At 75.6% G+C, this 13257-nt stretch carries 8 protein-coding genes; 4 read left to right on the forward strand and 4 right to left on the reverse strand.

Going from position 1 to position 13257, the window contains the following annotated elements; translation table 11 throughout:
• Window positions 1–13: 13 nt before the first annotated feature.
• A complete protein-coding gene (locus A2CP1_RS11260) occupies window positions 14–1687 on the reverse strand; it encodes an ABC1 kinase family protein (RefSeq protein WP_012633416.1) in 1674 nt (557 codons plus the stop codon).
• 202 nt (window positions 1688–1889) lie between these two features.
• On the opposite strand from A2CP1_RS11260, the gene A2CP1_RS11265 reads away from it, so the two are divergent.
• On the forward strand, window positions 1890–2891 hold the full coding sequence (locus A2CP1_RS11265; RefSeq protein WP_012633417.1) for a hypothetical protein: 1002 nt from the start codon (window positions 1890–1892) through the stop codon (window positions 2889–2891).
• Between the two features lie 33 nt (window positions 2892–2924).
• Here A2CP1_RS11265 and A2CP1_RS11270 read toward each other — a convergent pair whose 3' ends face one another.
• From A2CP1_RS11270 to A2CP1_RS11280, 3 genes are all read right to left on the reverse strand, one after another.
• Window positions 2925–4433, reverse strand: coding sequence for a glycosyl transferase family protein (locus tag A2CP1_RS11270; RefSeq protein WP_012633418.1), 1509 nt, complete (start codon window positions 4431–4433; stop codon window positions 2925–2927).
• Window positions 4430–5599 (reverse strand): hypothetical protein, encoded by a 1170-nt coding sequence (locus tag A2CP1_RS11275; RefSeq protein ID WP_012633419.1) that lies wholly within the window; start codon window positions 5597–5599, stop codon window positions 4430–4432. Before A2CP1_RS11275 ends, A2CP1_RS11270 begins: the two co-directional genes overlap by 4 nt.
• A 621-nt stretch (window positions 5600–6220) precedes the next feature.
• Complete coding sequence (locus A2CP1_RS11280) at window positions 6221–7015, reverse strand: hypothetical protein (RefSeq protein ID WP_245530039.1); 795 nt, start codon at window positions 7013–7015, stop codon at window positions 6221–6223.
• Between the two features lie 256 nt (window positions 7016–7271).
• Between A2CP1_RS11280 and A2CP1_RS11285 the strand changes: the two genes are divergently transcribed.
• Genes A2CP1_RS11285 through mutS form a run of 3 tightly spaced genes read left to right on the forward strand, consistent with a single transcriptional unit; the run spans window position 7272 to window position 13207 of the window.
• The gene (locus tag A2CP1_RS11285; protein ID WP_245530040.1) at window positions 7272–8846 is read left to right on the forward strand and encodes a DUF2334 domain-containing protein; all 1575 of its coding nucleotides are present in this window, start codon (window positions 7272–7274) and stop codon (window positions 8844–8846) included.
• A 20-nt stretch (window positions 8847–8866) separates the two neighbouring features.
• The gene (locus A2CP1_RS11290) at window positions 8867–10528 is read left to right on the forward strand and encodes a DUF2334 domain-containing protein (RefSeq protein WP_245530041.1); all 1662 of its coding nucleotides are present in this window, start codon (window positions 8867–8869) and stop codon (window positions 10526–10528) included.
• Between the two features lie 30 nt (window positions 10529–10558).
• Window positions 10559–13207 carry a DNA mismatch repair protein MutS gene (mutS, locus tag A2CP1_RS11295; RefSeq protein WP_012633423.1) on the forward strand — a complete coding sequence of 883 codons (2649 nt, stop codon included), beginning with the start codon at window positions 10559–10561 and terminating at the stop codon, window positions 13205–13207.
• Window positions 13208–13257 lie beyond the last annotated feature (50 nt).

Consider the following 13257-nt stretch of genomic DNA (forward strand, 5'->3'; position numbering starts at 1 on the left):
GGCCCCGTCCGGCTCAGCGCTTCAGCCAGCGGCGCAGCGAGATCTTGCGCATCCGCAGCGTGGCGAGGTGGTACGCCGCCGCGAACGCGCACAGCACCGCCGCAGCGCCCAGCGCGAGCCCGCCCAGCAGGCCCTCGCCGCTCGCCAGCACCACCAGCCCCCCCACGGTGAGGCCGGCCGCGAGCAGCCCGAGGAACACCAGCACCGCGAGCGCGCGCACGTGGCCGCCGATCCGGTCGATGGCGTCGGAGGCGACGTTCACGCGGAACTTGCCGCCCTCGAGGTCCACCAGGATCTGCGAGAGCTGGGTGGGCACGTCCTCGGCGAGGCCCTGGAGCTTGAGCAGCGAGCGCATCACCAGGCCGGAGGCGTCGGACGGGTTGAAGCGCGAGAGCAGCAGCTCCTTTGCGTAGGGCAGCCCGACCTCGAGGATGTCGAGCTTCGGGTACAGCCGGCGGATGATGCCCTCGATGGTGACCGACGCCTTCGCGAGGACCGCGTACTCCTTCGGGATGCGGATGCGGTGGCGGATGGCGAGGTCGAGGAGGTCCCGCAGCAGCGTGGCGCTGCGGATCTCGTCCAGCCGCAGGCCCAGGTAGCGGTCGAGGATGACGCGGATGTCCTCGCGGAACTCGGTGATGGGCGCGCGCGCGTCCGGCACGCCGATCCGGTTCAGCACCCGCGCCACCGTCTCCGGGTCGCGCAGCGCCACCGCCACGATGAGCGTGACGAGCGCCTCCTGCTGCACGCGCGACAGGCGGCCCACCAAGCCGAAGTCGAGCAGGGCGATGCGGTTCCCCGGCAGCACCAGGATGTTCCCGGGGTGCGGGTCGCCGTGGAAGAGCCCGTCCTCGAACAGCTGCCGGAACGACGCCTCGATGACGTTGCGGGCCACCTGCTCGAGGTCGAACCCGGCCTCGGCGGTGACGTCGGAGACCTTCACGCCCTCCACGTAGTCGAGCGTGAGCACGGTGTCGCACGAGAGCGCCTTGTGCACGCGCGGGATCACCAGGAACTCGCGGCCGGCCGACGTCTCGTACATGGCGGTCGCGTTGCGGGCCTCGTTCGAGAAGTCGAGCTCCTCGTGGATGGTCCGGTCGAACTCCTCCATCACGCCGGTGGGCGTGTAGATGCCGGTCTCCTCGATCACCGCCTCGAGCAGGCCGGCCAGGTCGTGGAGCAGCGCCAGGTCCGACTCGATCTGCTCCCGGATGCGCGGGCGCTGGACCTTCACCACCACCTGCACGCCCTCGTGCGTGGTGGCGCGGTGCACCTGCGCGATCGAGGCGCTGGCGAGCGGGACCGGATCCAGCGCGGCGAACAGCGTCTCCACGGGGCGGCCCAGGCCGCGCTCGATCTCGTCGCGGATCTCGGCGACGCCCACCGGCGGGCAGGCGTCCTGCAGCTTCTCGAGCTCGTCGACCCAGTGCGAGGGCAGCACGTCGGGCCGGGAGGAGAGGAGCTGCCCCAGCTTGATGAACGTGGGCCCGAGCTCCCCGAGCATGGTGCGGAAGCGCGCCGCGGTGCTGCGATCCGGGGGCGGGAGGGGCTCTCCCGGCGGCGGCGCGTCGCGGCCCAGCACGTCCCGCAGCCGCATCCGCTCGAGGTACGCGCCGAAGCCGTGGCGGGCCATGGCGGCCGAGATCTGCCGCAGCCGGTTGAGATCCTGGAACGCCCGCCCGAGCATGGCCCGCGACTGTAACACCGGGATCCGGGGGTGGCCACGAGCGCGATGGGCGAAGGCGCGGGTGAGGAATCGAACGGCGCCGCCGGGGGTTCCCGTCGCGAGCCCGGGCGCGCCGCGGTGTGGGATGGACGTCGCGTGCGCCGCTGACTCGCCCTCGACCGCGCGCCTCGCGCTCCCCCCCCGTCCACGGAGGTCGCTCCCGATGTCCAGCCTGCTCCGCACCGTCTGCGCCCCCTGCCTCGCCGCGCTGCTCGCGAGCGCCTGCAGCGGCGCAGGGCCGGCCGATCCGCCCGTCGCGCCGCCGGCGGATCCCGGAGCGCCCGGAATGCCCACCGGTCCCGGCACGCCCGGCGACCCCGGAGCGCCGGGCAACCCGACCGATCCCGGCACGCCGGGCACCCCGGGGACGCCCACCGGCCCGGCGTCGCCGCCGCGGATCTGGGGCGTGACCGTGGACAATCCCTGGAACCTCCAGCCCACCGTGGACGCGCTGGCGGGGCTGCCGGTCCGGCCGATGGCGCGCGTGGTGTTCGACCTGGGTCAGGCTGCGGGCGACTACGCGCCGCTCCTCCCCGCCATCCACGCGGTGAGCGACGTGATGGGCGAGCTGGTGGACTCCTTCGAGGTGAGGAACCTCTCGGTGGACGCCTACCTGGCGCGGCAGCGCGAGTACCTCGACGCCCTCGACGGCTCGGTCGACGTCTGGGAGGTCGGGAACGAGATCAACGGCGAGTGGCTCGGCGAGACCGCCGACGTGGTGGCGAAGGTCGCGGGCGCCTTCGACCTCGTGAAGGCGCGCGGGAGGCCGGCCGCCGTGACGCTCTACCAGAACGCGGGGTGCTGGGCGTCGGCCGACCACGAGATGCTGGCGTGGGCGGAGGCGAACCTGCCGGCGTCGCTGCGCGAGGGCCTCGACTACGTGTGGGTGAGCTATTACGAGGACGACTGCCTCGGCCTGCAGCCCGACTGGCCCGCGGTGTTCGCGCGGCTGGGGGAGCTCTTCCCGAACGCGCGGCTCGGCATCGGCGAGTGCGGCACCGCCGACGCGGCCTCGAAGCCGTCGTACCTGAGCCGGTACTACGGCATGGAGCTCGATCACCCGCGGTTCGTGGGCGGGTACTTCTGGTGGTACTTCAGCCAGGACATGGTCCCGAGCTCGTCGCCGCTGTGGCAGGACCTGCGCGATCTGATCCTCGCCGGCTGAGCGCCGCCCCTGCCGGCGCGGGGGCGCGGCCGGTCAGCTCCGGCGCGCCTCGCGCACGAGCGGGATCACCCGCTGCCCGTCGCTGCGGGCGGGCCGGCCGCGATCGTCGGCGCCGGCGGCCTGGGCGTCACCGGCGGCGAGCGCCTCCGCGCTCGGGAACGCGTGCGAGGTCTTCACCCAGCGAAGCGGCTCGCCGGTCACCAGGTGGCGCACGTAGGTGACCACCGCGCGCGCCGTGGCCGCCAGGCTGATGACGTTCGCGACCAGCAGGCGCGGCAGGCAGAGCGTCGCCAGCCGTGCGCCGTAGAGTCGCCCCACGAAGCCCATCTTCACGCCGACGCGCAGCAGGAAGCCGGCGAGGTTGACGAGCAGCAGCGCCTGGATCAGCCCGCCGGCGGGGACGATGCGGGCCGGCGACCAGGACGCGCCGGTCATCCCCGCCGTCCAGACGCGCACCACCACGTACGCGAGCAGCGCGTACGACAGGGCGAGCAGGGCGTTCGTGAGGACCGCCTTCCGGTCGCGCCAGAGGCAGTAGCGGACCGCCGCCGGGCCCTGCCAGCCGGCGCTCTCCCAGGTCTGGAGGGAGATGCCGAGGATCCAGCGGGAGCGCTGCCGGACGGACGCCTGGAAGCGATCGGGGAAGTACTCCCGGGTGGCGATGGGGTCGTCGTGGGCCGGCGCCTCGGGGTCGTCCGGGTCGGCGGCGATCCGGTAGCACGCGAAGTGCGTGCGCCTGCGGGCGAGCCGGAAGCGGAGCCCGATCTCGTAGTCCTCGGTGAGGCTGGCCGGGTCGAACGGCTGCTGCGCGTGGGCGAGCGCGATCTGCTCGAACGCGCGCCGCTCGAACGCGCTCCCCACGCCCGCGGACGGGATGAGCCCGCCGATGGCCTGGCGCACCGGGAGCTCCTTCAGGTGGTGCTCGGCGAACTCGTCGATGTAGGTCCCCGCCACGACCTGCGAGGCGTCGAGCGGCAGCGAGAACACCGGCGTCTGCACGAACTCGTGCTTCGGGACGAGCAGGCTGTAGAGCCGCAGCGCGAGCGGGTGGATCACGTCCTCGGCGTCGTGCATGAGCAGGATGTCGAAGCGCGTCCCGCGCTCCCGCTCGTGCAGCACCACGCCCTGGTAGATCCAGTTCAGGCAGTCGGCCTTGGAGGTCGGGCCGGCGTGGGGCACCACCACCTTGCGCACCGGCCAGCCGCGCGCGGCCGCCCGGTCCACGCGCGCCTGCGTGGCAGGGTCGTTCTGGTAGGTCCCGCAGAAGAAGACGTACCGATCCCGCGGGAAGTCGATGCGGGAGACGTTCAGCTCGAGCATGCGCTCGATGACGTCCTCCTCGCGCCACGCCGGGAGGAGGATGGCGGTGCGCTTCGGCTCGACCCGCCGGAGGAGCGCGGCGGACACCGCCGTCGCCGAGCGCCGGTGGAGGCGCCGCGCCAGGTAGTTCACGTCGATGAAGAGCTCGTCCAGCTGGTTCAGCAGGATGGCGCCGCCGAGCGGTCCGGCCATGACGCGGGCGATGGTGTCGGGATCGATCACGGCGAGCGCTCGTACGAGGTGACGAGGAGCAGGCGCAGGTCGGTGTAGGTCGCCGGATCGGGGGTGGGCTTCGCCACGCCGAGGATGCGCCCGCGGTTCACCGTCGCGACCACGTCCACGTGGATGGGGGCGAGCAGGCGGGCCCGGAGGCCCGCGCCGGCGTCCACGAACTGGCCGTATATCTCGCCGTGGACGTCGAGGCCGGAGCGCCCCTCCGCCACCAGGCCCCACGCCACCGGGCCGGTGAACAGGACCGAGGCCCCGAGCCGGCCGCGCAGGAACGTCCCGCCGTCGTCGTGGTCGCGGTGGAGCACGCTCGCCTCCCACCAGGCGTCGGCGCACGGGCGCCACCCCAGCTCGACGCCGTGCGCGGGGCGGGGCCAGCACCCGTCGGTCTCGAGGCCGAGCGTCGCGCCGGCGCGCAGGTCGAGCCGGGTCGCGCCCTGCCGCAGGTCGCCGGCGGTGGGCGACAGGCGCGTCGCAGACCCGGCCTGCGCGAACAGGTCCAGCCGCTCCTGCCAGGCGCGGTAGAGCACGCCCACCGCCGCGACCATCCCGTCCGCGTAGCTGGGTGGCACCCCGCCCACGGGCGCGCCGCCGCCGAAGTCGCGCGCCAGGTCGAGCCGGGCGTACAGGCTCACGTCGCGGGCGAGGTCGGGCCGCCACCGGAGCGTCAGCTGCGCGAAGGGGACGAGGTAGCGTCCGGTGGCGGCGCCCTGCGTGCGGCGCCAGCCGAACGCCTCGAGGTACACCTCGCTCGTCAGGTGGCGGGGGAGCGCGGCCAGGGCCTCGTCGGCGTCGCCGGCGAGCGTCCGGTCCGGTCCCGTGGCGGCCGTTCGCAGGTGGCGCGCTGCCTCCGAGGGCCGACCCCGCTGCACCGCGAGGTAGCCGAGCTCCGACTCCACGGTCTGAGGGTCCGCGCCGGCCGCGGCGGCGGCCGCGAACGCCTCCGATGCGCCGTGCAGGTCTCCGCGCGCCTTCCGCCGGTAGGCCTCATCGAGCCAGGACGCGTTCAGCTCCCGCAGCGCCTGGCGGGCGAGCTCGGGCCGCGCGCCGCGCGCCGCCTCGGCGAACGCTCGCCGCGCGGCGCCGTCGTCGCCCCGCTCCGCGGCCGCGTAGCCCGCGTCGAGGCGCGCGCGCTGCGCCGCCTCGAGCGGATCGACCACGGCATCCGCGGCCTCGCCATCCGGTTCCCGGTCACCGGCGGCTGCGGCGCCCGGCGCGTCCGCGGGCTCCGCGCCGGGACCGCCGCCGGCGCCGACCGCGGGTGCGCCACCTGGGTCCACGTCCCCCGGCCGCCAGGCGGCCAGCACGATCGCCGGCCCGACCCGTCGCGGCGCCCGTCGCGGCGAGAGGGAGGGCGCCGGCGGCGGCGTCCGCCGCTCGCGCGCGGCGCCCGCGGGGGCGGGCGCGGGGACCTCTCCTGCCCGCCCGCGCTGGCGGAGGTCCCGCCACGGCGTGGCGCCGGTGCAGAGCATCACCTGGGAGCCCACCACCAGCAGCGTGGTCGCGACCGCCGCCGAAAGCGCCCCCCAGCGTCGTCGCCGGCGCGCCGGGGGTGGGTCGGCCTCCCGCGGACCTTCACCGTCAGGCGAGGTGGGGCCGGCTGGAGCGGTGCGGGGCGGCGCGCCCATTTGACGATCCGTGGAATTCGGTCCGTGCGACGGGTGAAACGTGGGGACGCGGTGGCGGCTTGGGGAGGGCGGGCCGGCCCGGCCTCGGATCCACACGCTCGCCCCCTCGTCGAGCCCTGCGGGCCCCCGCCCGCGCGACGCGTGGCGGGCTTCTCAGCGGGCCCGCCGCGCGCCGGGCAGGGCGCGGGCCTCCGCGTCGCCGGGCACGAGGCTGGCCAGCGACCGCCACAGCGGCCTCGACGCCGGGACCATGTCCTCGCTGAAGTGCCACCAGAAGTACCCGCCCACGAACCGCGGGTGCGGCGCCCGGATCCGGTAGCACCGCGCGAGCGCGCCCGGCCGGCGGCGGGCGTCCTCCGCGCCGCACTCGCCGATGCCGAGGGCAGCGCGCGGGAACAGCGTCCCCAGGCGGCCGAACACCGCGCGCCAGTCCGGCCTGGTCCCCGGGCACTCGTCCTCGTAGTAGCTCAGCCAGACGTAGTCGACCTCGCGGCGGAGCCCGGGCGAGAGGTGGCGGGCCGCCCAGCGGAAGGCCCCGCGGTCCGGGGGGGTGGCGGAGCAGCCGCCGTCGTAGTGGAGCGTGATCGCGGTGCGGCCCCCGCGCGCCTTCACCGCCGCGTGCGCGAGCGCCACCTTCGCCGCGACGGTCCGGCTGTCGCCCGTCCACTGACCGTTGACCTCGTTCCCGACCTCCCAGACGTCCACCAGGGGCCAGAGCGCGTCCAGGTACTCGTGGAGACGGGCGGCGTAAGCGTCCGGGGGGAGGCTCGCCAGGTCCGAGGAATCCACCAGCAGTCCCATGACGTCGGCGGCGCGACGGATGGCGGCGACCGGCGCGGCGTAGTCGGTGGCCCGCGGCCGCAGGTCGAACACGATCCGCGCGGTCGGTCGGCGCGGGAGGCGGGCCAGCGCCTGGACCGTCGGCGCGGTGTTCCAGGGATCGTCCACGGTGACGCCCCACACGCGCCGGCTCGCGGCCGGCGGAGCGCGCGACGCGGCGCTCGCGACGCCCCACGTCGCCAGGGCGGCGGCGAGGCAGGCGCGGGCCGACCAGGTGCGGAGCGTGGACGTGGCAGCCTCCCGGTCCAGCCGATGCGGCGAACGGACGCACGCAAATGTGCACCCGGCGCCGCCCGGCGGTCGCCACCCGCCGCGGGTTGAAAGCGCCCCGGCGGCGTTCCTAGCGTGGTCGGTGCCCTCCCGCGTGACGACGCGCCGCCCGACCTCGCTGGTGGCGGTCGCATGCCTGGCGTGGCTGCTGGCGGGCGCTGCCCGCCGCGCGGACGCGGCGTCGACGATGAGCGCTGCGGCCGGCGCGGGCCTCGCCACGCTGGTCCTGTACGACGACGGCGATCCCGCGCTGGCCCGGGCGTCCGCGATCTCGGCGGCGAACCTGGCCTCGCACTTCGGCCCGTGGCGGACGCTCGCGGTCCGCGATTACCAGCCCGGCGACGCCTCCCGCGCGCGCGCCGTCATCTACGTCGGGACGGCCGGGGCCGCGCCGCCTCCGCCCGCGCTCGTGGACGAGGTGCTCCAGGGAACGCCGCCGGTCCTGTGGCTGGACGAGGGGCTCGAGCGTCCCGGGTCGCGGGCGCGCCTGCTCGACCGATACGGCTTCGCGCCGGGCGCCCCGGAGGCGCAGCGCGTCGATCGCGTGCGGTACAAGGGCGTCGAGCTGTCCCGGGACGCCGACGCGGCGGGGCCGCTCCACACCGTCACGGTCCGCGGCGGGGCCGCGCGGGTGATCGCGTCCGCGGTGACCGCGGACGGCGCGGAGGTGCCGTGGGCGGTCAGGTCGGGGAGCCTCACCTACGTCGCCGAGAACCCGCTGGTGGCGACCGCCGAGGGCGATCGCTACCTGGCGTTCTGCGACCTGCTGTTCGATCTCCTCGCGCCCGCCACGCCCGAGCGCCACCGCGCGCTGGTCCGGATCGAGGACGTCCTGCCCACCGACGACCCGGCGCGGCTGCGGAGGCTGGCCGACACGCTCGCGGCGGCCGGCGTGCCCTTCGGCGTCGCGATCGTCCCGCTGTACGTGGACGACCGGCGCCCCGATCGGCGCCGGGTGGTGCGGTGGACGGACGCGCCGGCCGCGCTCGCCGCGCTCCGCTACATGCTGGCCAGGGGCGGGGTCCCGGTGATGCACGGGTACACGCACCAGCGCGACGCCACGCCCTCCGCGTTCGGCGGCGTCTCCGGCCTGGACTTCGAGTTCTGGACCGGCCGGGTGGACGCCGCCGGCACGGTCCGGCTCGAGGGGCCGGTGCCCGGGGACGGCGCCGAGCGCGCCCGACGCCGGGCGCTGCGCGGGCTGCGGGAGCTGGAGCGCGCCGAGATCGACCGGCCCGAGATCTTCGAGTACCCGCACTACGCCGGGTCGGCCGAGGCGTCCGCCGCGCTCGCGCGGCTGTTCCCGGCGGCGTACCACCGCGGCCTCTACTTCTCGGGACGGCTCGGCGGTCCCGCCGCGGACGGCGGCGGTGAGCCGGTGGCGCAGCTGTTCCCGTTCGAGGTGACCGACGTCTACGGGTGGCGGGTGCTGCCGGAGAACCTCGGGCGCTACGCGCCGTACGGCGGGAGCGGGGTGCGCGCGCGGCGGGTGGAGGACCTCGTGCGCACCGCGCGGGCGAGCCGGGTGGTGCGCGACGGCTTCGCGAGCTTCTTCTTCGACGCGAGGGACGACCCGCGGGCGCTCGCCGAGATCGTCCGCGGCATCCAGGCGGCGGGCTACGCGTTCGTGAGCCCCCGCGCGCTCGTCCCGCGCCCGCACGGCAGGTAGGACCACATGGGAAGGGCCACATGACGACGCGACGGTGGAAGCGGTGGGGAGGGTGGGTGGCTGCGCTGGCGCTGGCGTCGATGGCCGGCTGGGCCGCGGCGGCCGGCCAGGACGCGACGAGCGCGCCGCGCGACGACGCTCGCCACGACGGGGCAGCCTCGACGCTGGTGCTCTACGACGAGGGCGGTCCTTGGGGGTGGATGGGCGAGCTCTACGCGGCGTCGGTCGGCAACCTCGTCTCCCACTTCGGTCGCTGGCGCGCCATGCCGGTCGGGCGCTACCGGGCCGGCGACCTGGCCCGCCACGACGCCGCCGTATACGTGGGCTCCACCTACGACGAGCCGCTCCCGGCGGCGTTCCTGACCGACGTCCTCGAGCAGCGGACGCCGGTGCTGTGGGTCGGCGACAACCTGTGGGCGCTCGCCCGGCACGCCGGGAGCGAGCGCTTCCAGCAGCGGTTCGGGTTCCTCCCCGGCGAGTACGATCCGCGCCGCGTCGAGGCGGTCCGGTACAAGGGGGTCGAGCTCACCCGCGACGCGGTCCACAACGACGCGAAGCTGGTGGGCGTGACCCTGCCGCCCGCCGGCGGCGCGCGCGTGCTCGCCACCGGCGTCGCCCGGGGCGGGGGCACGCTCCCGTGGGCGGTGCGGGGCGGCCACCTCACGTTCGTCGCCGAGAACCCGCTCACCTACGCGACCGAGCGCGATCGCTACCTCGCGTTCTGCGACCTGCTGTTCGACCTGCTCGCGCCGGGAACGCCCGAGCGCCACCGCGCGCTGGTCCGGATCGAGGACGTGCTGCCGACCGACGACCCCGCGCGCCTGCGCGCGCTGGCGGACGCGCTCGCCGCCGAGGGCGTCCCGTTCGCCGTGGCCGTGATCCCCGTCTACGTGGACCCGCGCGCGGCCTACAGCGACGACGGCCGGCCGCAGCGCGTGACCTGGAGCGACGTGCCCGAGGCGGCGGCCGCGCTCCGGTACATGGTCGCGAAGGGCGGCACGCTGGTCATGCACGGCTACACCCACCAGCTCGGGACGCGGCCGGCGCCCTACACCGGCGTCTCCGGCGACGACTTCGAGTTCTGGACCGCGCACGTGGACGCGAACGACCGGGTGGTCCTCGACGGGCCGGCCCCGGGCGACTCCGAGGCGTGGGCGCTCGACCGCGCCCGACGCGGCCTCCGCGAGCTGGAGCGGGCGGGGCTGGGCAGGCCGGCGATCTTCGAGTACCCGCACTACGCCGGGTCGGCGGCCGACTCGCGCGCGCTCGCGGGCGTGTTCCCGAACGCGTACCACCGCGGGCTCTACTTCGCGGGCGTCCTCGGCGGCGAGAAGGGCCCGCCCGCACGGTCCATGGGCCAGTTCTTCCCGTACGAGGTGAACGACGCGTACGGCTGGCACGTGCTTCCGGAGAACCTGGGGAACTACTCCCCCAAGGCGTTCAACGGGCATCCACCGCGGCTCCCGGACGAGCTCGTCGCGAACGCCCGCGCGAACCGCGTGGTGCGCGACGGGTTCGCGAGCTTCTTCTTCCACGGCTACTACGACCCGGCCGTCCTGGTCGAGATCGTCCGCGGGATCCGCGAGGCCGGCTTCACGTTCGTCGGCGCCGCCTCGCTCGCGGCCGGCTCGCCCGAGCCGGTCCGGGCGGCCGCGCGCGAGCCTCGAGGGGCTCGGCAATGACGGCCGCCTGCGGTAGAAACGCGGTCGCCCATGCCGGAGATCGCCCAGGCCCACACGCCGATGATGCGGCAGTACCTCGAGACCAAGGCGAGGTACCCCGACGCCATCCTGTTCTTCCGCCTCGGCGACTTCTACGAGATGTTCTTCGAGGACGCGCTCACCGCGTCCGAGGCGCTGCAGATCACGCTGACGGCGCGCTCCAAGGGCGACGACAAGGTCCCGATGTGCGGCGTGCCCTACCACGCGGCGCGGGGCTACGTGGCGCGCCTGCTGGAGAAGGGCTTCAAGGTCGCCATCTGCGACCAGGTCGAGGAGCCGGGCAAGTCGCAGCTCGTGAAGCGCGAGGTCACCCGGGTGGTGACGCCGGGCATGGTCCTCGACGACCAGGTGCTCGATCCGCGCGAGGCGAGCTGGCTGGGCGCGGTGGCGCTGGAGGACGGGCGCGCCGGGCTGGCGCTGCTCGACGCCTCGACCGGGCAGCTCCAGTGCGGAGAGGTGGACGGCGACGAGCGGCTGGTGGACGAGCTGCGCCGGGCCGGCGTGCGCGAGCTGGTGTTCTCGAGCGCGGCGGACGGCGCGCGGACCGACGCGATCGCGCGCGCGGCGGGGGCACCGGCGGCCCGCCGCGACGCGGCCGAGTTCGACCGCGCCGAGGACCGGCTGCGCAAGCACCTGGGCGTGCCGAGCCTGGACGGCTTCGGGGTCTCCGGGCTGCCGCTCGGGCTCGCCGCGGCCGCGGCCGCGCTCGCCTACCTCGCCGACACGCAGCGCGCGACGCCGCGCCACGTGGACCGGATCTCGCGGCTCTCCACCGACGACGTCCTCCTGCTCGACGAGGCCACCCGCACGAACCTCGAGCTGGAGCGGACGCTGTCCGGCGGCCGCAAGAAGGGGACGCTGCTCGCGCTCCTGGATCGCACCGTGACCGCGCCCGGCGGGCGGCGCCTGGCGGAGTGGCTGCGCTACCCGCTCACCGACCTCGCGCGCATCGGGGCGCGGCTCGACGCGGTGGAGGAGCTCACCGGCGCCGCGGTGGCGCGCGAGGAGCTGGCGCTGGCGCTCCGGCCGGTCGCAGACCTGGAGCGGCTGCTCTCGCGGCTGGTGCTGGGGCAGGGGAACGCGCGGGACCTGCGGGCGCTGGCGGGCGCGCTCCTGGCGCTGCCGGCGCTCGCGGGCGTGCTCGAGGCGCGCGGCGCCGCGCGGCTGCGCGAGGCGGGCGCGCGGCTGCGCGGGCTGGAGGCGCTGGCGGCGCACCTCGACGCGGCCGTCGCCGAGGAGCCGCCGGCCACCCTGCGCGAGGGCGGGTTCATCCGCCGGGGCCACTCCGCCGAGCTGGACGAGATCGTCGCCATCGCCGAGGACGGCAAGGGGTGGATCGCCGCCATGGAGGCGAAGGAGCGGGAGCGCACCGGGATCGGCTCGCTCAAGGTCCGCTTCAACAAGGTCTTCGGCTACTACCTCGAGGTCACCAAGCCCAACCTGCACCTCGTCCCCAAGGACTGGGAGCGGCGGCAGACCACGGTCGGCGGCGAGCGCTTCGTCACCCCCGAGCTGAAGACGTTCGAGGAGAAGGTCCTCACCGCCGAGGAGCGGCGGGCGGCGCTGGAGGAGCGGCTGTTCGAGGCGCTGCGGCAGGCGGTCGCCGCCGAGGCGCCGCGGGTGCGCACCGCGGCGGACGCGGTCGCCACCGCGGACGCGCTCCTGTCGCTCTCGCGCGTCGCGGCGGAGCGCGGCTACGTGCGGCCCGAGGTGGACGCGTCCGAGGCGCTCGAGATCGTGGACGGGCGCCACCCGGTGGTGGAGGCGGTGCTGCCGGACGGGCCGGCCGCCTACGTGCCGAACGACGTCCTGGTGGCCTCGCGCGGCGCGCCGGAGTGCGGCGAGCACGGCGCGCTGCTGGTCATCACCGGGCCGAACATGGCCGGCAAGAGCACGGTGATGCGCCAGGCGGCGCTGGTGGTGCTGCTCGCGCAGATGGGCGCGTTCGTGCCGGCGCGGCGCGCGCGCATCGGGCTGGTGGACCGGATCTTCACGCGGGTGGGCGCCTCCGACGACCTGGCGCGGGGCCGCTCCACGTTCATGGTGGAGATGACCGAGACCGCGGCCATCCTCCACAACGCCACCCGCCGGTCGCTGGTGGTGCTCGACGAGATCGGCCGCGGCACCTCCACGTTCGACGGCGTGTCCATCGCCTGGGCGGTCGCGGAGCACCTCCACGACGTGACCGGCTGCCGCACGCTGTTCGCGACGCACTACCACGAGCTGCAGGACCTCGCGCGTGAGCGGCCGGCGGTGCGCAACCTCACGGTGGCGGTGCGCGAGGTGGGCGACCGGGTGGTGTTCCTGCGCAAGCTGGTGCAGGGCGGCGCGTCGCGCAGCTACGGCATCGAGGTCGCGAAGCTGGCGGGCCTGCCGGCCGAGGTGCTGGCGCGGGCCCGCGAGATCCTGAAGAACCTGGAGGCGATGGAGGTGGACGAGGGCGGCCACCCCGCGCTGGCCCGCGGCCGGCGGCGCCGCGCCGGCCCCTCCGCCGCGCAGCTCGGCCTGTTCGGCGGCGGGGCGCCGGCGGACCCGGCCGCGGAGGACGTCGCGAAGGCCATCCGCGCGATCGACCTCGACGCGCTCCGCCCGCTCGACGCGCTCAACCTGCTGGCCGGCTGGAAGAAGTCGCTGGAGTAGGAAAAAGGAAGGGGCCGGTCGCCCGGCCCCTCGCGCTGCGGTCGTGACCG

The organism is Anaeromyxobacter dehalogenans 2CP-1, assembly GCF_000022145.1.
GTDB classification, from domain to species: domain Bacteria; phylum Myxococcota; class Myxococcia; order Myxococcales; family Anaeromyxobacteraceae; genus Anaeromyxobacter; species Anaeromyxobacter dehalogenans.